The sequence below is a fragment of the Flavobacterium sp. DSP2-3-1 genome (assembly GCF_049896865.1).
Lineage (GTDB): Bacteria > Bacteroidota > Bacteroidia > Flavobacteriales > Flavobacteriaceae > Flavobacterium.
In genome coordinates, this window is the sequence record NZ_JAFCVD010000017.1 from 18,976 (window position 1) to 41,562 (window position 22,587).

19 protein-coding genes and 1 pseudogene are annotated in these 22,587 nt (G+C 35.2%); 6 read left to right on the forward strand and 14 right to left on the reverse strand.

The genetic code is table 11. The features are described 5' to 3' along the window. Positions 1-83: 83 nt before the first annotated feature. Positions 84-3,128 carry a TonB-dependent receptor gene (locus ACP7AT_RS15420; RefSeq protein WP_426065326.1) on the reverse strand — a complete coding sequence of 1,015 codons (3,045 nt, stop codon included), beginning with the start codon at positions 3,126-3,128 and terminating at the stop codon, positions 84-86. A gap of 218 nt (positions 3,129-3,346) precedes the next feature. Continuing rightward, the gene (gene rlmF / locus ACP7AT_RS15425) at positions 3,347-4,303 is read right to left on the reverse strand and encodes a 23S rRNA (adenine(1618)-N(6))-methyltransferase RlmF (protein ID WP_426065327.1); all 957 of its coding nucleotides are present in this window, start codon (positions 4,301-4,303) and stop codon (positions 3,347-3,349) included. 252 nt (positions 4,304-4,555) lie between these two features. On the opposite strand from rlmF, the gene ACP7AT_RS15430 reads away from it, so the two are divergent. Beyond that, entirely contained in the window at positions 4,556-5,326 is a 771-nt protein-coding gene (locus tag ACP7AT_RS15430) for an alpha/beta fold hydrolase (protein WP_426065328.1), read from the forward strand. Between the two features lie 3 nt (positions 5,327-5,329). Here the strand turns inward: ACP7AT_RS15430 and ACP7AT_RS15435 are convergent, their stop codons facing one another. From ACP7AT_RS15435 to trmD, 6 genes are all read right to left on the reverse strand, one after another. Then, positions 5,330-5,992: a thiamine diphosphokinase gene (locus ACP7AT_RS15435; RefSeq protein WP_426065329.1), complete on the reverse strand. Its 663-nt coding sequence runs from the start codon at positions 5,990-5,992 to the stop codon at positions 5,330-5,332. 215 nt (positions 5,993-6,207) lie between these two features. Next, positions 6,208-7,029, reverse strand: a complete 822-nt coding sequence (locus tag ACP7AT_RS15440) for a DUF4249 domain-containing protein (RefSeq protein WP_426065330.1) — start codon at positions 7,027-7,029, stop codon at positions 6,208-6,210. 41 nt (positions 7,030-7,070) lie between these two features. Beyond that, entirely contained in the window at positions 7,071-9,452 is a 2,382-nt protein-coding gene (locus ACP7AT_RS15445) for a TonB-dependent receptor (RefSeq protein WP_426065331.1), read from the reverse strand. Positions 9,453-9,604: 152 nt separating this feature from the next. Beyond that, a complete protein-coding gene (locus ACP7AT_RS15450; RefSeq protein ID WP_426065332.1) occupies positions 9,605-11,827 on the reverse strand; it encodes an NADP-dependent isocitrate dehydrogenase in 2,223 nt (740 codons plus the stop codon). Positions 11,828-12,093: 266 nt separating this feature from the next. After that, positions 12,094-12,444, reverse strand: a complete 351-nt coding sequence (gene rplS / locus ACP7AT_RS15455) for a 50S ribosomal protein L19 (RefSeq protein ID WP_073354306.1) — start codon at positions 12,442-12,444, stop codon at positions 12,094-12,096. A gap of 174 nt (positions 12,445-12,618) precedes the next feature. Beyond that, a complete protein-coding gene (gene trmD, locus ACP7AT_RS15460) occupies positions 12,619-13,296 on the reverse strand; it encodes a tRNA (guanosine(37)-N1)-methyltransferase TrmD (RefSeq protein WP_426065333.1) in 678 nt (225 codons plus the stop codon). Between the two features lie 512 nt (positions 13,297-13,808). On the opposite strand from trmD, the gene ACP7AT_RS15465 reads away from it, so the two are divergent. Both ACP7AT_RS15465 and ACP7AT_RS15470 read left to right on the forward strand, forming a co-directional pair. Continuing rightward, the gene (locus tag ACP7AT_RS15465; RefSeq protein WP_426065335.1) at positions 13,809-14,345 is read left to right on the forward strand and encodes a lipocalin family protein; all 537 of its coding nucleotides are present in this window, start codon (positions 13,809-13,811) and stop codon (positions 14,343-14,345) included. A 163-nt stretch (positions 14,346-14,508) separates the two neighbouring features. After that, positions 14,509-15,441, forward strand: a complete 933-nt coding sequence (locus ACP7AT_RS15470; protein ID WP_091208115.1) for a peptidylprolyl isomerase — start codon at positions 14,509-14,511, stop codon at positions 15,439-15,441. A 75-nt stretch (positions 15,442-15,516) separates the two neighbouring features. Here the strand turns inward: ACP7AT_RS15470 and ACP7AT_RS15475 are convergent. From ACP7AT_RS15475 to ACP7AT_RS15500, 6 genes and pseudogenes are all read right to left on the reverse strand, one after another. After that, positions 15,517-15,597 (reverse strand): annotated as a pseudogene (locus ACP7AT_RS15475) (hypothetical protein); the annotation flags it as partial. Further along, a complete protein-coding gene (locus ACP7AT_RS15480) occupies positions 15,588-15,701 on the reverse strand; it encodes an IS3 family transposase (RefSeq protein ID WP_426065342.1) in 114 nt (37 codons plus the stop codon). The pseudogene ACP7AT_RS15475 and the gene ACP7AT_RS15480, both read right to left, overlap by 10 nt. 55 nt (positions 15,702-15,756) lie before the next feature. Continuing rightward, positions 15,757-16,122, reverse strand: coding sequence for a hypothetical protein (locus ACP7AT_RS15485; protein WP_426065336.1), 366 nt, complete (start codon positions 16,120-16,122; stop codon positions 15,757-15,759). 242 nt (positions 16,123-16,364) lie between these two features. After that, the gene (gene yajC, locus ACP7AT_RS15490; protein ID WP_091208108.1) at positions 16,365-16,637 is read right to left on the reverse strand and encodes a preprotein translocase subunit YajC; all 273 of its coding nucleotides are present in this window, start codon (positions 16,635-16,637) and stop codon (positions 16,365-16,367) included. Between the two features lie 30 nt (positions 16,638-16,667). After that, on the reverse strand, positions 16,668-17,579 hold the full coding sequence (gene nusB, locus ACP7AT_RS15495; protein ID WP_426065343.1) for a transcription antitermination factor NusB: 912 nt from the start codon (positions 17,577-17,579) through the stop codon (positions 16,668-16,670). Positions 17,580-17,763: 184 nt separating this feature from the next. Then, complete coding sequence (locus ACP7AT_RS15500) at positions 17,764-18,870, reverse strand: Glu/Leu/Phe/Val family dehydrogenase (RefSeq protein ID WP_426065337.1); 1,107 nt, start codon at positions 18,868-18,870, stop codon at positions 17,764-17,766. Between the two features lie 201 nt (positions 18,871-19,071). Here ACP7AT_RS15500 and ACP7AT_RS15505 point away from each other — a divergent pair, with 201 nt between their 5' ends. The 3 genes from ACP7AT_RS15505 to ACP7AT_RS15515 all read left to right on the forward strand — a co-directional run bounded on the left by ACP7AT_RS15505 (position 19,072) and on the right by ACP7AT_RS15515 (position 22,203). Then, positions 19,072-20,832 (forward strand): ABC transporter ATP-binding protein, encoded by a 1,761-nt coding sequence (locus tag ACP7AT_RS15505; RefSeq protein ID WP_426065339.1) that lies wholly within the window; start codon positions 19,072-19,074, stop codon positions 20,830-20,832. Positions 20,833-20,903: 71 nt separating this feature from the next. After that, a complete protein-coding gene (locus ACP7AT_RS15510; RefSeq protein WP_426065344.1) occupies positions 20,904-21,284 on the forward strand; it encodes a PUR family DNA/RNA-binding protein in 381 nt (126 codons plus the stop codon). 94 nt (positions 21,285-21,378) lie between these two features. Continuing rightward, complete coding sequence (locus tag ACP7AT_RS15515) at positions 21,379-22,203, forward strand: sulfurtransferase (protein ID WP_426065340.1); 825 nt, start codon at positions 21,379-21,381, stop codon at positions 22,201-22,203. Positions 22,204-22,587 lie beyond the last annotated feature (384 nt).

A 22,587-nucleotide genomic window follows, 5' to 3' on the forward strand; every position in this document is an offset into this window, starting at 1 on the left:
AATTCTTCTTTTACCTAAGTTTAAGCCAAAAAAAAGCCATCAACTGTTTGTTGATGGCTTTCCTTTGTATAAAAGATGTTTTTCTAAAAACTGAAGCTTAATCTGGCGAAAACAAAACGACCGTTTTGACCAAATTGAGAGGTGTTTCTTGAATATATAAATTGATTTGCATTGGATAAATCTATTGTCGATGGCGCCGCTGTGTAATTGATAGCTCCTGATACTAATCTTGGTCTAATTGCAGTTTGCGTTCCAAGATTCATATCCGGATATATGTCAAAAATATTATTTGCTCCAATAACTATTTTTGCAGCATCAGTAATTTTGAAACCAACAGATAAATCCGTAATTATTTTAGCGCCCCAGATCGGGTGCTCAATCTCTACCGCTTGACCGTTTATTATAATACCTTCAACTCTTCCATCTCCGTTTACGTCTGCTGTATTTGGATCAGTAACTTTACCAAAATAAACATTTCTCAAGAAGAAATCGAATTTTTTGTAGCTAATCGAATTAGTCAAATTAGCTTTAACTCTTGGAATTGCTTCTTGTAAGTACACTCTACTTGCTTCAGAATAGTATCTGTTTATCTGACCGGCAGCTGCTAAAACTGGAGAAGCGTGAATATCTCCCACTCTGTAGGTATTTGAAAAAGTTCCTGACAGATCTGTTTTCAGAGAAACATTATTTCCAAAACTTGTTTTATGACTTATTACAATATCAATTCCTTTTGATTCCGTGTCAATCGCATTAGCAAAGAAAGTTGCAGCAGTTGCTCCGGCTGTATCAAATAATGCATTCAAAATTGCATTTGGAGACCCTGCGGCAGGAGTCCCACCCGGTCTTGAAAATTGATCAGTAAGCACTACTCTGTCCGCTATTTTTACAATGTAAGCATCGGCTGTCAATGTTAAATTTGCAGTTGGTATTTTAGCTGTAAAACCAATGCTGGCACTTTGAGATTCTTCCTGTTTCAATTTAGGAATTCCTAGCAATTGTGCTGCTTGCGAATCATTACTGAAAGTTCCAACCTCAAATGGTACACCGCCCACAAATTGTGTAGCAGTTGAATTGAAATAGATTTGGTGTAATGAAGGTGCTCTAAATCCAGTTGAAACAGCGCCGCGTAAATTGATATTTTCTGTTACTTTATAACGAGTCGCTACTTTGAAATTAGTAGTATTTCCAAAATCCGAATAGTTCTCAAAACGAACGGCTCCATTTACTAGCCATTTGTCAGTAACGTCTAGTTCTAAATCGGTATAAACGGCAACACTATTACGGTCTTTGTCAATTGCATTTGCAGGGCGGAAACCAGGAAATACTTGAGAGCCATTTGGTCTTGCAGAACCAAAAAAGTCTGTCACTCTAATATTTGACGCTGTTGTTCCTGTAACTACTCCTCCGTTAATGTCATATAAATTATAAGATTCCGGCTGACCTGCATTGATAGCGAAGTTTTCATGACGATATTCTGCGCCAAAAGCAACGTTTAATCCTTCAAGAACATCAAATTTTCTGTTCATGTCAAAATTTGTTGTGTTTTGGGCGAAAGCCAAACCACCGGCATCAAATTCAGTTGGAGACTTTTCTCTTAAAGAGGCATTCACTGTATTCTCAACTCCGTAATCAAAAGCATTTCTTCCAAAAGTGTTACTTAAGTCAAAATTCCAATTTTCGAAAATCATACCTCTAAGACCAGCGGCTATTGAGACGTCGTTGATTGTAGAATGTATTTCCGGCAAAAATCCGTTTGGATACAATCCTGTATAAGATCGGGCTTGATTTGGTCTTCTGTAAAAACCTGCAGCTTCACCATCTCTATAACTAGTTCCTCCGAAAGCATACGCTTCTAATTTGTCATTGATTGGATAAGCGGCATTCAAAAAGAACTGAGCACTTTTTAAGGACGATTGTCCCACTCTCATGTTGAAATTTCTTCTTTCAAGACCTCTGTACGCTAACTCTCCGGCAGTTGCATCAAAATTTAATGCTGTTTGCATTTGTGAAATAGTAGCAGCACCAGTGATAGCAGTTTGTTGCGCTGCTGTAAAATAACCCACTGTAGGAGCATATTGTTTTATTGTGGTAAGTATTTGTACCGTATTTGGAGTATTATTTATGTTTCCAAAAAGAGCATTAATATTTGTTCCAGCTTCAGCAGCTCTTTGTTCAACAGCATTATAGGCATTAAATAAATTACCGGTCACATCTTTAGCTCGGCTAGTAGCATCTCTAAGTTGAAAACTCGCAGTTGCATTAATAAAGCTTTTCTCTTTGCCAAGACCAGTTCCGTAATTTAAGTCTAATTGGTAATTAGCACCGTCAATACCACCAGTATGATCATTAGCTCCTTTTGAAAGATTTCCTCCTCCAAAAAGGGCAACATCTAATTTATTGGTATTTTTCTTGACGTTAATGTTGATTACACCCGCAATAGCATCAGAACCATATTGCGCTGAAGCGCCATCTCTCAATACTTCGATTTTTTCGATTGCAAAAGCAGGAATAGCATTTAAATCTGTTCCAACAGATCCTCTTCCAGGAGAACCATTAATATTTACTAAAGAAGAAGTATGTCTTCTTTTTCCGTTTATTAAAACCAACACCTGATCAGGACCTAAACCTCTTAATTGTGCAGGATCAATGTGATCGGTACCATCCGCTACGGTTGTAGTATTTGATGTAAACGATGGCGCAACCATGTTCAAAATTTGGTTTAAGTTGACTTGTGGTCCTTGAGAAGCAATGTCTTTCATAGAAATCACATCAATTGGTACAGCAGATTCTGTTACAGTTCTAGTAGGATTTCTAGAACCTAGTACAACAACATCTTGAAGGGTTTCTCCGCTTCCCGTTAAAATAACGTTTAACGTAATTCCTGTTACAGTCACCGATTTCGTTTCAAGTCCTACATACGAAAATTGTAAAACATCCCCTATTTTTGCAGTAATTGTAAATTTACCGTCAGCATCTGTAGTTGTGCCTTTGGAAGTCCCTTTCAAGAGTACAGTTGTTCCTGGTAAGGTAGCATTAGACTCATCAGTTACGACTCCCGAAACTTTCATTTCTTGGGCAGTTAATCCTGCCGCAAAAAGAAAGCTCAGAATAAAAAATAATTTTTTCATTTTTGGTTTTTTAGGTTGTAACGGCTAAATTACTACTAAAATAACGTTAATTTTTATAAAATAAGCACTAAAATTATTAATTGAGGTATTAACATTTTTTTTGGATTATTTAACAACAAATATAAAATGATTTGTTTGTTTTTTGGAAATATAAAAATTTATTGCTTGGTGGATAATTTGTGAGAATAAGCAATGATAATGATTATGAAAAATGGTGCTTAAAATTTCCACGCTTTTTGCTGTGCTTCACTCAAAAATGTCCAAGCTACAATTCGGCTATTTTTTTGGCCTTGAGCCATGTCAATTGTTTTAATTTGGACCGCACTTACTTTATTTAGTGTTTTGTAAAGGCTGGAAAGATTCTCTTTTTTAGAAACTAAAGTTGTGAACCATAAACATTGCATTGGATATTTTGCACTTTCGAAAATCATCTGGGTAACAAAACCTAATTCACCACCTTCACACCATAATTCAGCATTATGGCCACCAAAATTTAAAACAGGTTTAATTACTTTGCTCCCGGCGCTACGGGATTCTAAATTATTGATTTTTCTTACTGTACTTTTCGTGGCTTCATCCTGTGAGGCATGAAAAGGAGGATTGCAAATAGTGAATGTAAACTTGTCTTCGGGAGTAATTATATTTTTAAAAATAAAACGCGATTCCGTTTGTTGTTGTAAACTTATCGCATCAATTAGTTTTGGATTATCTTCAATGATGGCACTGCAGTTTTCAATTGCTTTTAAATCAGTATCAGTTCCTACAAAACTCCATCCGTACGCCGAATTACCAATTATAGGATAAATGCAATTGGCACCGACACCAATATCTAAACCTTGAACAGTTTCCCCTTCAGGAATGATTCCGTTGTTGCTTGAAGCTAATAAATCCGCTAAATAGTGAATATAATCCGCTCTTCCCGGAATGGGAGGACAAAGATAATTTTTAGGAATATCCCAGTTTTGAATGTCATAATGGGATAATAATAATGCTTTGTTAAGTGACTTTACCGCATCAGGATTACTAAAATCGATGGTCTCAATTTTATATTCATTGACAGAAACAAAAGTTTTTAATTCAGGAGATTTTTCTATTAACTGCTCAAAATCATATCCAAATCTGTCAAGATTTCTAGGATGTAAATTAGTCTTTTCGGTAATCGTTTTCGGTTTCATTTTCTATATTTCGGTGCAAAGATAGCGATTCCTATTTTGTAAATTGCTAAAGGCCACCAACACCCATTAAACAGATGAAAAATAAATGATAAAATTAGATTGTTGCCGTTTTTTCGAAAACAAAAAACGGTTACTTTTATAAAAAATACAAATAGCATGACTTTTATGCCCGCTTCATTTCATTTTAAAAAGAGATACATAGCTTACAGTTTAATTTTTTTATATGTAGTACTATGTCAGTCCTGTATGACGATGCGATTTTCTAGGGAAGAGACAACAAAATTTTTCGCTGCATCTAAAACAGAATTTCAGGATAAAACAATGGATTTTGATGGTTATAAAATTCATTATGTAGAAACAGGAACTATTCAAAACCCAACTTTGTTTTTTGTACACGGTTCGCCGGGAAGTTGGAATGCTTTCAAAGAATATCTTAAAGACAGTTTGTTACTGAAAAAATACCGAATGATTGCCATAGACCGTCCGGGTTTTGGTTACAGTGATTTTGGTGACGCTCAAAATTTAAGGGTACAGTCTCAAAGAATATCTGAGTTTATAAAAAAAATAGATAATAAAAAGCCGCTAATTTTGGTGGGACATTCCGTTGGTGGTCCAGTTGTGGCTCAGTTAGCCGTAGATAATCCGTCTTGGTATAAACGATTGGTGATAGTGTCAGGCTCATTGGACCCGAAAGCTGAAAACCCAGAGAAATGGCGAACCGTTATCAAGGCATCGCCTTTGCGGTATTTGATTCCCGGAGCATTACGGCCTTCCAATGATGAGTTGTGGTGGCTGAAACAGGATTTGGTGGCTTTAGAACCAGAGTTGAAAAAGATTACTTGCGATGTTACCATTATTCACGGAACAAAAGACGCTTTGGTGCCGTACAGCAATGTTGCCTTCATGAAAAAAATGTTTGTCAATGCAAAATCAATTGATACCATAACGATCAAAAAAGCGAATCATTTTATTCCCTGGAGCCATTATGAAATTGTGAGAAACGCATTGTTGAATATTCAATAAATGCTAATCCAAGCATTCCATCATCAATAAATCGCCTTCGTTATGTTCGATTGTCACAATGCCGTCGTTGATGACATGATTACTGCTTCCAGTTCTGTAACCAATGGTCAAACTATCATCTTTCAATGGGTAATATAAATTATCTGAATGTATTCCAGTCACATGACCGATGGGAATTAATGAAATGGGGGTGTCTGCCGTGTACCATTTTTCGAATTTCTTAGGCAATAAAAACACTTTTGAATGATCGTCCAGAATGACAATTTTCAATAGATTTCTGTATCGTGTAATGTTGGTCAGATTGGTAATCGTATGATCGGCTCTACGTCCCGTGGCCCAAACAACATTGACTGCAGGAATTTTTCTTTCGATTAAATAGTCAAAAGCCTTCTCTAAATCGGTTTTATTTTGATCTGGCGTATGAATGATTTCGATGGGGTATTGTAAGGTTTTATAAATTTCAGGATCAAATCCTTTGTCGAAATCTCCTAAAAGCACATCGACTTTGATGTCTAATTCCATGACACGAACCATAGCCGAATCTAATACGACCACAAGCGGCGACCATTCCAGTAACTGACCCAACAGTTCCGGATTACAGGAAGCACCATTGGCAATGATTAAAGCAGGTTCTTGGTCGTCCCGAACGATATGGTGTGAAGACATACTTAATGATGAATTATAAATTATGATGCAAAAGTAAATAAAAGTTCCCGTTTTATCTCAGACGCACTAGCCCAGATGGCAATGAAAACAAAAACAGGTTGTAAACTTTAGTTTTCCGGCAGTAAAAGAGCGACCAAAGGAAGCTCCTTATACGGACTGGAAAACTGTTTAGAACCTGTTTTTTGGTTGTAATGAACAGCTGGATTAGCTCCTAATTATTCAATAGTGTAATTTTTAATATCGACTTCACTGAGGGAGAAATAGCCCAAAGGATAATTCGACGCATCCGTGGTGTTAATAATGTTTCCTCTCACAGTTGCAGGTGGAGATTGAAACGGTCCACCGCCATTATTTCCTGCAATACTCACCAAAACACTCATGTAATTGTAATAGGCTTTAGAAATTCCGTAGTGGCTTATTTCAATTTTATCGCCTTTTCTCAACTCGTCATTTTGCGAGATACTAAAGAATTCGTTTCCGTTAAAAAACTCATCCAGGTCCACATAAAAGTTTAATTTCACTTGGTTCGAGTATAAATATTTGTAGAGGTAATAATTGCTTTCACCCGTTGGATCTTGATAAAATGTTTTAATTTCTATATCTGTTCCTGTGAAACCGCCTTTATTGTTTTGAACAATTTTAGTTATTGGCGCAACTGGTTTCAATGTTTCAACAGCGGTGTAGGTATTGCCATTTCTGATAACGGTTAACGTGTAGGTTTCGTTAATGACCGGAATAAAAGTAGCGCAACTGTATTCGCCTGTTTTTAGGATTTCTATAAAATTGAAAACAACATTGGTACTGTTTTTTATGGAAACTGTTGCTCCGGAAACTTTTGGAATTTCAGTACTATAAAAACTGGTTGTAGTGGTGAGTTTTATTTTTTGTTGATTTCCTGAAGTTCCTTTTTTCCAATTAATTGCTGCTTCAATAACCAGTTTTGGTGGTGCATTGTCTAAATCTACTTCGACTACATCTTCGCAACTTGCCGAAAAAACGGCGATGATAAGTATTAGGGATACTATTATTTTTTTCATGTTTTCATTGTTTTATTTTGTGCTCTTACTGATTGCTACCATTAAAATTTAAAGTTATAACTCACTGCAGGAACAATACCGAAAATTGAAGTTTTTACAGCTTCATTACTCCCGGTATCAATATTTTGTCTGAAATTGATGGAAGCGGCATTTTTCCGATTGTACAAATTGTAAATGCTGAAAACCCATTCCCCTTTCCATTGGCGGTCTTTGTCGCTTTTGGGAGTCAATGTCGCGGCAATGTCCAGGTGGTGGTAAGCCGGAAGTCGATTTTCATTTCTTAATCCATAGCTGGGTACATTGATTCCTAAGTAGTCATATTGCCCAACGGGATACGTTACCGGTTGCCCGGTTTGTAGCGCAAAATTAGCTCCAAAAGACCATTTTTCATTCAAATTATAAGAAGACGTTATCGCAATATTGTGCAATTTGTCATATACTGAATTGTACCATTGCCCGTTGTTTATTCCAGTTTCTATCGGGGTTCTTCCCGGAGTTTGTTGCTCGGATTTGGATAATGTATATGAAATCCAGCCGTTAAATTTTCCTTCGTTTTTTCGGAACATAATTTCTAAACCGTAGGATCTTAATTGCCCGTTCAGGATAATTTGTTCAATGGCTTTGTTGGCAATCAAATTGGCGCCGTCAATGTAATCCAATCGGTTTTGCACTTCTTTATAATACGTTTCTACCTCGAGGGAATACATTCCTTCTTCGAAGTTTTTGAAATATCCCAAAGCTACCTGGTCAGCAATTTGAGGTTTTATAAAACGGTCACTTGGCGTCCATACATCGAGTGGAGTAGGCGATGAGGTGTTTGAAATGAGTTGTAAATACTGCACCATTCTGTTGTAGCTCGCTTTGAAGGATTGGTCATCGTTGATTTGGTAGGCTAATGAAAAACGTGGTTCCAAGTAATTATAGCTTTGCATGACTTTATTTCTGTCATAAAACTTTGTGCCAATTGGAGTTGCTTTTTCATAAATCTGTAGTTCCGAATTGAACGTTACAGGATTGTCATCTTTATAAATATTCACGGTAGATTGTCCTAAACGGTAAAACATACTGTAACGAAGCCCGTATGAAAGTGCTATTTTATCGGATATTTCCTGATCAGCATTGATGTAAAGTGCGGGTTCAAAAGCATATTTTTTATCCAATTGATCAAAATTTATTCCGGAATTGGCATCAGATGGCTTGATAGTTCCCGGGTTGAACTCGTAATAAATTCCGTTTACACCGTAATTTAATTTGAATTTATCCGAAATATAATTCTTGAAATCGTATTTGATATTATAGTTTCTAATGCCGGAATCCCATTTGAAACCTATAAAATCCAAATCTAAACCGTAATAATAATCACTGTAAATGAGCGATAAATTCGAAAATAATTTTTCAGAAAACAAGTGATTCCAACGCAGGTTTACGGTCGCATTTCCATAAATATTGGTAAAGCTTTTGTTCAGGCTGAAAACATCACGCCCAAAATAACCAGATAAATAAAGACTGTTGTTTGAATCTAATTTGTAGCTTAATTTGGTGTTTAAATCATAAAAATAAGCGGTATTGTTTTTTTGTTCTTCGGATAGTTTCAGGAATAAATGCGCGTAGGAACTTCTGCCGCCAATAAGGAAGGAACCTTTGTCTTTAACCAATGGCCCTTCGGCCAAAATTCTGCTGGAAATTAATCCGATTCCTCCATTGACATGAAAACCTTTGCTGTTACCGTCTTTTTGATAAATATCCAAAACAGAAGAAGCTCTTCCTCCATAACGAGCTGGGATTCCCCCTTTATACAGCTTTAGATCTTTGATGGCATCCGGATTAAAAACAGAGAAAAAACCAAAAACATGTGAGGAATTAAAGATCGTTGCCTCGTCCAAAAGAATCAAATTTTGGTCGGCACCACCACCACGAACATTAAAGCCTGATGCACCTTCACCAGCATTAGTAACTCCGGGCAGTAATAAAATAGATTTTAGAACATCGACTTCACCCAAAACAACGGGCATTTTTTTAATAGCAGAAATAGAGAGTTTATTGACGCTCATTTCGGGTTTTTTGATGTCAGTTTTTGTTTTATTGTCAGTAATGACTACTTCTTTCAAAGCGGTTTCATTACTATATAAATTGAAATTATTTTTTATGTTTTGGTTCAGGTTTATTGATTCTTCAATGGTTTGATAGCCCAGATAACTTATTTCTACACTGTATGTCCCTTGTGGTACAGTAATGGAATAAAACCCATATTCATTGGTGGTTACCCCAGTTTTAAGTTGTGGAATTACAACATTGACACCTATTAAAGTTTCATTACTGTTAACGTCAATAATAGTTCCGCTTAACGTAAATTTCTCTTGGGAGTAAGAGGAAAACGAGGATAATAATACAACTAAAAAGGTAATAATTTTCTTTGGAGTCATTGTTTAGATTTTATCGAAATGAAAAGGTGCAAATTACATTAAATAGAATTTAAATTGGTATATAACAGATGTTAAGGAATTGCTAATATAAAAAAAGACAACTGTTTCCAGTTGTCTTTTCGATAGTATTATTAAAATTGTAAAGCAGTTAATTAAGCGATTTTTGCCAATATAGCATTGAAAGTCTCGCTTGGACGCATTGCTTTGTCTGTTAATTTAGGATTTGGTTGGTAATGGCCGCCGATATCTTGTGGTTTTCCTTGCGCTGCAATTAACTCGGTATTGATTTTGGCTTCTTTTGCTGCAAATTCGGCTGCAATAGGAGTGAAGATAGCTTTCAAAGCAGGTTCTTTGTCTTGCGTTGCCAAGGCTTCTGCCCAATACATAGCTAAGTAAAAATGAGAACCACGGTTGTCAATTCCCCCAAGTTTACGTGCGGGTGATTTGTCATTTGCCAAGAATTTCTCTGTAGCAACATCAAGAGTTTCAGCTAAAACAATTGCTTTAGAATTGTGTAATGTTTGTCCTAAATGCTCTAATGAAGCACCTAATGCCAAGAATTCGCCAAGAGAATCCCAACGTAAATAACCTTCTGCCGTAAATTGCTCTACGTGTTTTGGAGCTGATCCGCCGGCACCAGTTTCAAACAAACCACCACCATTCATCAATGGAACGATAGATAACATTTTTGCAGATGTTCCCACTTCTAAAATTGGGAATAAATCCGTCAAATAATCACGTAAAACGTTTCCTGTTACTGAAATAGTGTCCAATCCTTTGACAATTCTTTCTAATGTGAAGTTTGTCGCTTCAATAGGATTTAAGATTTGAATGTCTAAACCGGTAGTATTGTGGTCTTTTAAATATCTTGTAACTTTTTCAATAAGTGCTCTGTCGTGTGCTCTATTATTATCCAACCAGAAAATGGCCGGAGTATTAGACAGACGTGCTCTGTTTACAGCTAATTTGATCCAGTCTTGAATCGGGGCATCTTTTGCCTGACACATTCTGAAAATATCTTTAGCTTCAACAGCTTGTTCCATCAAAACGTTTCCGTTAGTATCTACAACGCGCACCATTCCGTCAGCTGTCATTTGGAATGTTTTGTCATGTGAACCGTACTCTTCTGCTTTTTGTGCCATCAAACCTACGTTTGGTACACTTCCCATTGTTGTGGGGTCAAAAGCACCATTTTTTTTACAAAAATCAATTGTCGCAGTATAGACGCCGGCATAACATCTGTCAGGTATAAGAGCGATGATATCTTGAAGTTTACCATCTTTATTGTGCATCTTTCCCGAAGTACGAATCATAGCTGGCATGGATGCATCCACAATCACATCCGAAGGAACATGCAGATTGGTAATTCCTTTCTCAGAATTTACCATTGCTAATGCTGGTCCGTTATCGATTGCTTGGTTTAATGCAGCTTCTATTTCAGCTTGCATCGGATGTCCTGCAATTTTTGAATATACATCACCCAATCCGTTTCTGGTATCAATGTTCAATTCGTCAAATAAGGCCGCGTATTTTTCGAAAACAGTTGCAAAATAAACTTCTACGACAGCTCCAAAAATAATTGGATCAGAAACTTTCATCATTGTCGCTTTCAAGTGAACTGAAAGTAGAACGTTTAATTTTTTTGCTTCTGCAATTGTTTTGGCAATAAAAATTTTTAGCGCTTTCAAGTTCATTACTGAACTGTCAATTATTTCTCCTGATTTAAGTGGAGTACTCGCTTTCAAAACAGTAGTGGAACCATCTTTAGCAATGAATTCGATTTTTACATCAGTAGCGTTAGCGACTGTTATTGATTTTTCACTTCCGTAAAAATCGCCGCTTTCCATAGAAGCAACGTGTGTTTTTGAGTCAGCAGACCAAGCACCCATCGAATGTGGATTTGCTTTAGCGTAGTTTTTTACTGCCTTAGGAGCTCTACGATCAGAGTTTCCTTCACGTAAAACAGGATTAACGGCAGAACCTAATATTTTAGAATATTTAGCTTTAATGTTGGTCTCAGTCTCGTTTATCGGTTCTTCAGGGAAGTCAGGTAAATTATATCCATGAGATTGTAATTCAGCAATAGCCGCTTTCAGTTGAGGAAAAGACGCTGAAACATTTGGTAATTTTATTATGTTAGCTTCTGGTGTTGTGGCTAATTGCCCTAGTTCTAACAAAGCATCACCTGTTTTTTGGTCTTCCGTCAAAAACTCCGGGAAATTGGACAAAATTCTTGCTGCTAAAGAAATATCTCTAGTTTCAATCTCAATGTCAGATGTTGCTGTAAATGCTTTAACAATAGGTAAAAATGAATGAGTTGCCAATAAAGGCGCTTCATCAGTAAGCGTGTAAAAAATTTTTGATTTCTGTGTCATTTTTTTATTTTTATAATCGAATCAAGTTAAAAGTAGCTTATAGAAGGTGTTTCACTTAAAATAAGGCGGACAAATATATGAAAATCAGATGTAATAGAAGGTGGATTTGGCTTAGAAAAACATGAATTTTAAGATTACTAACTTGTTATTCTTATATTGTTAGTTTTAGAGGTTTATTAATCCTAAATTAGGAATATATAAGGAAAATAGTAGACAAAAAAAAAGTCCCAACAGTGTTGGGACTTTTATAGTAAAAAGATAGTTGACTATCTTCTTTTGTCTTTAATCTTAGCTTTTTTACCAGTAAGTTCTCTGAAGTAGAAAATTCTCGCTCTACGTACAGCACCTTTCTTATTGATTTCAATTTTTTGTAAAGCTGGTAAGTTTACTGGGAAGATACGCTCAACTCCAATAGCACCAGACATTTTACGAATTGTGAAAGTTTCTGTATTAGCAGAACCTCTTCTTTGAATAACAACTCCTTTAAAAAACTGTGTTCTCGTTTTTTCACCCTCTCTAATTTCGTAGTAAACAGTGATAGTGTCTCCAGCTGCAAAAACTGGGAATTCTTTTCTTGTTACGAATTCGTCTTGAACGAATTTCATTAAATCTGCCATGATATTTTTTAATTATGGTTTGCATCAAATCAACATTCACGGATCTCGCCAGAGGTTAAACTAATGTGGGCGCAAAAGTATGTAATTATTTTGAATTATAAATTATAAATTATGAATTATTTGAATCCTTATAATGAGTCATTTAGAATTTAAAATATAACATTTATAAAAGTTTTACTCCTCCAGTAAATCGGGTCTTCTGTTCTTAGTGTGTTCGTACGCCATATCGTCACGCCATTTGTCAATTTTGGCAAAATTCCCGCTGGTCAAAACCTCCGGAACTTTCCATCCGTTGTAATCTGCCGGGCGAGTGTAAATAGGGCCTGACAATAATCCATCCTGAAAACTATCCGTCAACGCTGAGGTTTCATCGCTCAAAACTCCCGGAATCAATCGGATTAATGCATCCGATAACACCAAAGCTCCTAATTCGCCGCCAGACAACACATAATCACCAATAGAGATTTCTTTAGTAATAAAATGGTCGCGTACCCGCTGATCGACACCTTTATAATGACCGCAAAGGATAATAATATTTTCGTACATCGACATCGTATTTGCCATTTTCTGGTTCAGGGTTTCCCCGTCCGGCGACATATAAATGATTTCGTCGTAAGTTCTCTCGCTTTTCAAATGGGTGATGCAAGCATCAATAGGCTGCACCGTCATTACCATTCCGGCACCACCGCCATATGGATAATCATCCACGCTTTTCTGCCTGTTGGTCGTGTAATCCCGCAGATTATGAAAATGAACTTCCACTAATCCTTTGTCAATAGCACGTTTCATAATCGAAGCCTCAAACGGACTTCGCAATAATTCTGGTAGAACGGTAACAATATCGATGCGCATAATTTTTATTAAAAAGGTTCTGAGCCGCAAAGGTACAAAGTTGCTTAGGTTTTCAGATAACCAAATAACCAAATCAACGATTAAATTTTTCTTTTGGAGCTATTTCCAGCTGTTCGCTTCAATCTTTTTATCCGCCGAAAAGGCGCATAAAAAGGATTTTCACTTCCATCTGGGCTAGGATTTTTGTGGAATTAGGTAGGTTTAAGAACACCAAAAATTTCAGTAAAATACACATCAAACAATGATTCTGACAAAGGAAACCATCCTTTATTAGAAATGCCCTGAGTGGTAAGCTCTAATAATCCGTTATCCAAAATAAGTAAGCAATTATACACTAGCGACTTAGGTCTCATCCCACTTTCTCTAATAATAGATTTGAGTTTTTGTAACAAAGAATTTACTCAATTAGAAGTTAGTTTTGTGTTTGGTTCGTTTTAGCAAATCCCAAAGTATTCTAAATTGTATTGATTTACAGTTTTTTATTTCAGAATTTTGATATTCAATGAAAGATCATGAAAAATAAAATTTTAGTTTTAGGGAGTCTAACGTTGCTCTCGGCAAGTCTGTTGGTAATGAACTCCTGCAACTCTTTGCCTAAAGGATTAAGGACAGTTCAACATTTTGATAAAGATAAATACTTAGGCAACTGGTACGAAATTGCACGGTTGGATTTTGTTTTTGAAAAAAACTTAAACAATACAACTGCTGAATATTCATTAAACGAGGATGGAAGTATCAAAGTGGTAAACCAAGGGTATAATTACATAAAGAATAAGTATGTATCATCTACAGGTAAAGTGAAGTTTGCAGGTAATTCTAATGAAGGAAAATTAAAAGTTTCCTTTTTTGGGCCATTTTATTCAGGATATAACATTATTGCGCTCGATTCTGATTATAAGTACGCTTTAGTTGCAGGTGAAAGTCTTAAATACTTGTGGCTGCTCTCGCGGGAAAAAACAATGCCTAATGATATAAAAGAAGCCTATCTAAAAACGGCAAAAGATCTTGGATACAATACTTCTAAACTAATTTGGGTAAAACACAATTAGTTTCTATAATTAGAAAAGGGAATCATTTACAGCGCTTTTTTGCCTTAATAGAGCACCATAATGATTAAAAAATGGACTTCAATTAACTGAATCCATTTAGGGAGAATTTTCAAATTGTCTAATTTAATTCGTAAATTTGCGCTTTAACAAAAATTAAATAAAAATGGAAAACGGAATATATGCTAAATTCAACACTACTAAAGGTGCTATTTTAGTAAAATTAGCACACGATTTGACTCCAGGAACAGTTGGAAACTTCGTAGGATTGGCTGAAGGAAACTTAGAAAATAAAGTAAAACCGCAAGGAGTTAAATTTTATGACGGATTAAAATTCCACAGAGTAATTCCTAACTTCATGATTCAAGGAGGTTGTCCACAAGGAACAGGAACTGGAGATCCAGGATATAAATTTGATGATGAATTTCACCCAAGCTTGAAACACGACCGTCCGGGAGTTTTGGCAATGGCTAATTCTGGACCTGGAACAAACGGTTCTCAATTTTACATTACGCACATTCCAACAGATTGGTTGGATAACAAACATACTGTTTTTGGTCATGTTGTTGAAGGTCAGGACGTGGTAGATGCTGTAGAGCAAGGAGATGTTTTAGAATCTTTGGAAATCATCAGAGAAGGAGAAGAAGCTAAAAACTGGAATGCAATTGAAGCTTTCATCACTTTCAAAGGATCTCGCAACAAACGTGATGCATCTTTGAAAGCAGAAGTTGAAGCAGCGATGGAAAAATTAGCAGCTGGTTTTGAAAAAACAGAAAGCGGTTTGCGTTACCAATTCATCCAAAGAGGTGAAGGTAAAAAAGCAGAAAGCGGAAAAACAGTGTCTGTTCATTATGAAGGTTCATTAGAGAACGGAAAAGTTTTTGATTCGTCGTATCCAAGAAAAAAACCAATCGAATTCAAATTGGGTCAAGGTCAGGTTATTGAAGGTTGGGATGAAGGAATTGCGTTGTTGCGCGTAGGTGACAAAGCGCGTTTTGTGATTCCATCTGATTTAGGATATGGATCTCGTGGTGCTGGAGGAGCAATTCCACCAAATGCCACTTTGATTTTTGACGTAGAATTAATGGATGTCAAATAGTCTAAAAAAATTATAGGTCTTATAAAATTTAAAAATCCCAAAATGTATGGACCGCCTCTAACTGTTTGAACAAATTTATAAGTAATTTTGATAATTGTGAGCTCGATATTTTATCGGGCTCATTTTGTTTATATTTGACTTAATTCTTACGCTATTGAAATAGTCTGTATTTTTTTAATTTCCCGTTTTAGTTCATCTAAACTTGCAAATTTTCGTAGGTAAAACAATTCTGATTTTAGTATTTGAAAGCAGTTTTCAATAACAGCTTGGTTTGATTTAAAAGTAAATTCAAATCAAATTTATGTCTTAACTCTATTATGGCTTGCGCTTTCTGACTTTCTCTTCTGCTTGAATTAAGGCTAAGAAATTTTTTAGCAATTCGTTCTCACAACGCAGTGCTTTAATCTCTAAAAGAATTTCTTCTGCTCTCGTAACTGTTTTGTCCGATTTTCGCTTTTTTCGTTTTTTGTCATAAATAGTTTCTAGTCTTCTCCTAGTTTTTGGTTGTAAGGCTACTAAACCAAAATTGGCAAAATATTTCTTCCCTTTAGCAATTATACCTGCATCAGGGATATTAAACTTAACACTTGCGGTTCTCAGAGACAATGAGTTTTTGTCAACGGCTTTTCGTACTTCTAATTTAAAATCTAACCAATAACTTTGATTTTTTCTAGGGAACAAAACAATGGTTCATAATTCTTTATAAAACCCAGTCCATTTATGAAGGTTTGATCTTTCTAAACCCTTTTCAATAGAAACATGTTTGCAAGAACAATGCTTTTCTGGCACTAATTTTACACATTCAAGCTTAAACGCATTAGCATACTTAATTTTTCTTTCCATAAAAATGCCCCCAAATAGTGTTTGACTTTTTGAGGGCAGTTCAATTAGATTGTGACTTTTTTAATTCTTGAAAGCGAGAATTATTTTTTATTCAAAACGGCACTCATTTCCATAGAGATAGCAGAGCGTTCCATTTTTAATTTTCCTGACATCGTTTCAACAATAACAGTTGTGTCCGCAAGCTCAGAAACTTTTCCGTGAAGACCACTTTTAGTTATGATTTTATCACCTACTTTTAAGGTGCTTTCAAATTCTTTTTCGTTTTTTGCTCTTTTTTGCTGTGGTCTGATCATAAAGAAATAGATCACCACAAACATTAATATAAACGGTGCAAATTGAGTTAATTGTTCCATAATTTTAATTCTCTTTTTATTTGTTAATTACTACATTAAACCACGACCGGCTTTTATAATTCTTTTGCTGGTTTGAAGCTCTTTTACTAAATTGTCTAAAATTCCGTTGATAAAAATACTACTTTTTGGAGTAGAATATTCTTTGGCAACCTCTAAATATTCGTTAAGAGTTACTTTTACAGGAATCGATGGGAATTTCAAGAACTCACAAATAGCCATTTTAAGTATGATGGTATCTATTTCAGCAATTCTATCGCTGTCCCAATTTGGCGTTTTATCAACATATTCTTTCGCTAATTCCGACTCATTTAACACTGTTTTTCGAAATAAATCTTTAACAAAGTCTTTGTCCTCATTGTCTTTGTACAATTTTGGAACTCTGAAATTATCATCTTCACCAGATTTAATCGCTTTCAATTGTTTGATGATATGCGTATTTACTAACGGAATATCATCTACCCAAGTCAACTTATCATCTTCCAGATAGTCATACAATTTTTCATTAGGAACAATTACATCCATGAACAAATCAACAATAAACTGTCGGTCTTCCTCAAAAGTATTTAGTGGATTACTCATGTATTCCAAATACAATTTACTGGCTTTTATATCATTGAGAAGCAATAAAATATAATCGTCATTTAAAGTCCAATTATTGATTTTACGATTTTCCAGCGCGATACTTAATGAATTATTTTCGGAAAGAATTTGAAAAATCCTGTTTTTGACAAATTTTTCATTGGGTTTACGTTCCTCGGGAGTCGCAAGATGCTTCAAACTTGACTTATGTAAAAAGACAGTTTCTGTTTTACAAATCTCAATCAGCGAGGAAAGCATTATCAGGTATAAATCTTGAATATTGTCGATACTGTAAAAAAGGAATTTTTCTTCTTTTTCCAGATTATCTGAACCGCTTTGATGCATCGCATAAATGGATTGCATAACTTTAACGCGAATGTGTCTTCTGTTTACCACCTTGTAAGAACTTTTATTAATTAGCGTGCAAAAATAAGTATTTCATTTTTTAAAATAAAATATATAATCGCTTATTTTAAAGTATTCAGCAATCAGTATTTAGTGACGGGAAATAATTTATCACTGAATACTGACAGCTGAGCACTGAAAACTACTTTTTACTATTTTCTAACTTTCTTTGATTGATGCGATTTTGAGCAATAGTCAAAGCAGCGTGATGCGGTGTCATATTGTTCGCAATGGCAAAATCAAATATCTCCAATGTTGTGTTGTAAATATTTTCCGTTTTACGCATGATTTCTGCTTTATCATAATGCGCTAATTCAGCGTACACGTTGATGATTCCACCTGCATTAATCAAAAAGTCCGGAGCATACAGAATGCCTCTTTCTTGCAAAATTGCACCATGTACATTCTCATCAGCCAACTGATTATTAGCGGCACCAGCAATCACTTTTGCTTTTATTTTATAAACGGTGTTGTCATTTAAAGTCGCTCCCATCGCACATGGTGCGTAAATATCAACATCTGCACTGTATAAATCTTCTCCTCTAAAAATTTGTGCGTTATACTTGGTTCCTACTTCGTTCAGTTTTTGTTCATTGATATCAGCAATCGTTACTATTGCTCCTTCTTTGCTTAAATAATCAACTAAAGTTTCCCCAACATGACCAATTCCTTGAACCAATACTTTTTTTCCACTCAAAACATCTGATCCAAATTGTTGTTTTGCAGCCGCTTTCATTCCTAAATAAACACCGTACGCCGTGACTGGCGAAGGATTTCCAGCACCACCTCGTGATTCAGAAATTCCAGTAACATACGGCGTTACATCTCTTACGATATCCATATCTGCGGTTTCCATTCCTACATCTTCAGCAGTGATATATCTTCCGCTTAAAGAATGTACGAATTCACCAAATTTACGCATGAGTTCTGGTGTTTTCTCTGTTTTGGCGTCACCAATAATCACTGCTTTACCTCCACCAATATTCAATCCTGTAATCGCCGCTTTGAAAGTCATTCCACGAGAAAGACGCAAAACATCGTTTAATGCTTCCCATTCATTCGCGTAATTATACATTCTTGTACCGCCCAAAGCTGGACCCATTACCGAATTATGAATACCAATAATTGCTTTTAAACCTGTATCTTTGTCGTTGCAAAATACAATTTGTTCGTGATCATCAAATGATAATTGACCAAAAACGGGATCCATTTTTTGAAGTTCCTTTCCAGTTGTGAAAGCTGCATTCATAGTGTAAATTTTTATAGTGATGAAATTATGAATTTGTCAAAAAGACAATTCAAATTTACATAAAATATAAATATGCATCAGCTTTTTATCAAAAAATCGTTAATTCATCAATTTAAAGAGTTGAGAATTTACTATTAAAATGATTAAAAAAATACTTTTATTCTAAAAATAAAAGCAGTTCAACACAGAATATCTTAAAAAATGAAAGAATTACGTTATTTAAATAAATACTTCGTCAAATACAAATACAGTTTTTTACTTGGAATTGTTTTTACGATTATTGCTCAGATATTTATGCTTTTCACACCAAAGTTGATTAGCAAATCATTCAAATTAATTGAGGCTTTTGCCAAAGATAAAACCGTGTCCAAATCCATTATTCATGAAGAATTAATTTCGAATATTTTACTGATTATCGCCACTACAATAATTGCTGGTTTTCTTACTTTTTTGATGAGACAAACCTTAATTGTGATGTCGCGCCACATCGAATTTGATTTAAAAAACGAAGTATTCCGTCAATACGAGCATCTTTCGCAAAACTTCTATAAACAAAACCGTACCGGAGATTTAATGAACCGCATCAGCGAAGACGTTTCAAAAGTAAGAATGTATGTAGGCCCAGCGGTGATGTACTCCATCAATACCTTCATTCGTTTCGCAATAGTCATTGTGTACATGTATAATGTATCGCCAATATTAACTTTATACACTTTACTTCCTTTGCCAATTCTTTCATTTGCTATTTTTAAACTGAGTTCAGAAATCAATATAAGAAGTACTATTTTTCAACAATATTTATCTAAAGTTTCCAGTTTTTCACAAGAAATATTTTCAGGAATCCGAGTGATAAAAGCCTATTCTCTGGAAGATCAACACCAAAATAACATGGTAAGTTTAGCCAATGAAAGCAAAAGCAAAAGCTTGAATTTAGCCAAAGTACAATCCTTATTTGGTCCGTTAATGTTGGCGCTAATAGGAATTAGTAACCTTGTGGTGATTTATTTTGGAGGGTTAATGTACATCAGCGGGACCATAAAGAGTATCGGGACCATTGCTGAATTTATTTTGTACGTCAATATGCTGACTTGGCCGGTAGCGTCTTTAGGTTGGGTTTCTTCGATGGTTCAGGAGGCCGAAGCTTCACAAAAAAGGCTGAACGAATTCCTAAAAATTGAACCGGAGATAAAAAATAAAAATTTAAATAAATCAGTCATTAAAGGATCTATTTCATTCGAGAATGTAAGCTATACGTACGAAGACACTAATATCAAAGCGTTGCAAAACATTTCATTCACGGTTAAAAAAGGAGAAACTTTAGCCATTTTAGGAAAAACGGGATCCGGAAAATCGACCATTTTATCTTTAATTTCCAGAATGTACGATGTAACTGAAGGGAAAATAACCATTGATGGACATGAAATAAGTACTATAAACCTATTTGATTTGCGAAACAGCATTGGAATTGTGCCACAAGATGCGTTCTTATTTTCGGACAGCATCAAAAATAATATTATGTTTGGTAAAGAGAATGCTACCGATGAAGAAGTGTTTTCTGCAGCCAAAAGCGCAGTGGTTCATGACAATATCATGGGCTTTAATAAACAATATGAAACCGTTCTGGGAGAGAGAGGAATTACGCTTTCCGGTGGACAAAAACAACGCGTTTCCATTGCCAGAGCCATTATTAAAAATCCTCCGATTTTACTTTTTGACGATTGTTTATCCGCAGTAGATACAGAAACTGAAGAAGCAATATTGAACAACTTGTATGAAATATGCAAAGACAAAACAACAATAATAGTAAGCCACCGCATATCGTCAGCTAAAAATGCCGACAGAGTTATTATTATCGACAAAGGGCAAATTATACAACAAGGTTCTCATAATCAATTGATAAATCAAGAAGGTTATTACGCAGCTTTGTATTTGAAACAAATTTCAGAAAAAGAAATGCCATAATTGTTGTATAATACATATTTTTTATAGATTTTTGGATACTAGTTAACAACCATAAATTGATAGAAAGGATTATGAGAGAAAATGACATGTTAGAAAAAGAAGAGATATTTTCTAAAGTTTTAAGAGCTGGAAGAAGAACCTATTTCTTTGATGTGAGAGCTACAAAAGCTGACGATTACTACATTACTATTACCGAGAGCAAGAAATTTACCGAAGAAGATGGATCTTTTCATTTCAAAAAACATAAAATCTACTTATACAAAGAAGATTTCGCTGCTTTTGCAGAGATTCTAGGCGAAATGACATCATACGTTTTGAACCACAAAGGCGAAGAAGTTATTTCAGAAAGACACCAGAAAGATTTCAAAAAAGAATATGCTTCTGAAAAATCAGATGACGATATTATACCGCAAACATCAACTTTTACCAATATAGAATTTGATGATATTTAATTTTTAGTTTTATACTTACCAATTAAAAAGTCTAAAAGTCATTTGATTTTTGGACTTTTTTTGTATTTTTAGATAAATAGTAGAAACAACCGGAATGACAAAACCTATAGTAAGTGTAGCATGGCTCTTCAGCAATCTTGAAGACCCTAATGTAATAATTTTGGATGCCAGTTTCAAAGAGAATCAATCCAATGTAAAAACTGAACTGGTAAATATTCAAATTAAAGGCGCCCGATTTTTTGACATAAAAAATAATTTTAGCGATACCTCAAATCCTTTACCGAATACGATTCCGAGTCCTGAACAATTTGAACTCGAAGCCAGAAAACTAGGAATAAACAAAAATAGTTGTCTTGTGATTTATGACAACTTGGGTATTTATTCCAGTCCAAGAGCGTGGTGGCTTTTTAAATTAATGGGACATCAAAAGGTAGCTGTTCTTAATGGCGGACTGCCTGAATGGATTAGTCAAAAGTATCCAGTTGAAGCAATACCGGAAAATCCAAACTGTTCCATTGGTGATTTTAAAGCCGAATTTATGCCGGAATTGGTAAAAAGCAAAGAACAAATTTTAGAAAATGTAAACACAAAAAATGCCGTTTTGATTGACGCTCGTGCAGAGAGCCGATTCAAAGGAATTGGCGATGAGCATAGACCCGGACTTCGAAGCGGTCATATTCCCGGTTCTATAAATGTGCCGTTTACGCAGCTTTTGCAAAATGGCAAATTTTTGCCAAACGAGGAATTAATTAAATTTATGAAAACCGACAGCAGGCCTTTAATATTTACTTGTGGTTCGGGAGTTACTGCCTGTATTGATTTAATTGCCTACGAATTGATAAGTGAAAATCCAAAATCCGTGTACGATGGTTCTTGGACAGAGTGGGGACAATTGAAAAATCTTCCAATAGAAAAGTAGAATGTATTTTATTTAAAAATATTGATGTTAATTTTTTAAATAAAAACTGATTTTACATTGTAAATTAGATTTCGACCATTAATTCCGAGAGTGATTTAAAACATTGAGCGGAATGAATAGTTGACAAAGAAATTTTTATTTTGTAGTGTGCGCTGCCAGCCCGTTTTATATCTTTAAATGAACTAAGAAACGCCAATCCTTTTTACTGGAACATTAGCCAGAACTTCGGAGTAATAAACTTCTTTATTTCATCTAATAATAGTTAGCTAGATTCAACTAATTAATGCAACTTTTAGGGGGGAGATAAAGACATTTTTTCAAAAGAAAGGACTTTTAAAAAGCCCTCTCTCTCGAATGGAATAAATGTTCTTTATTTGCTCCTGA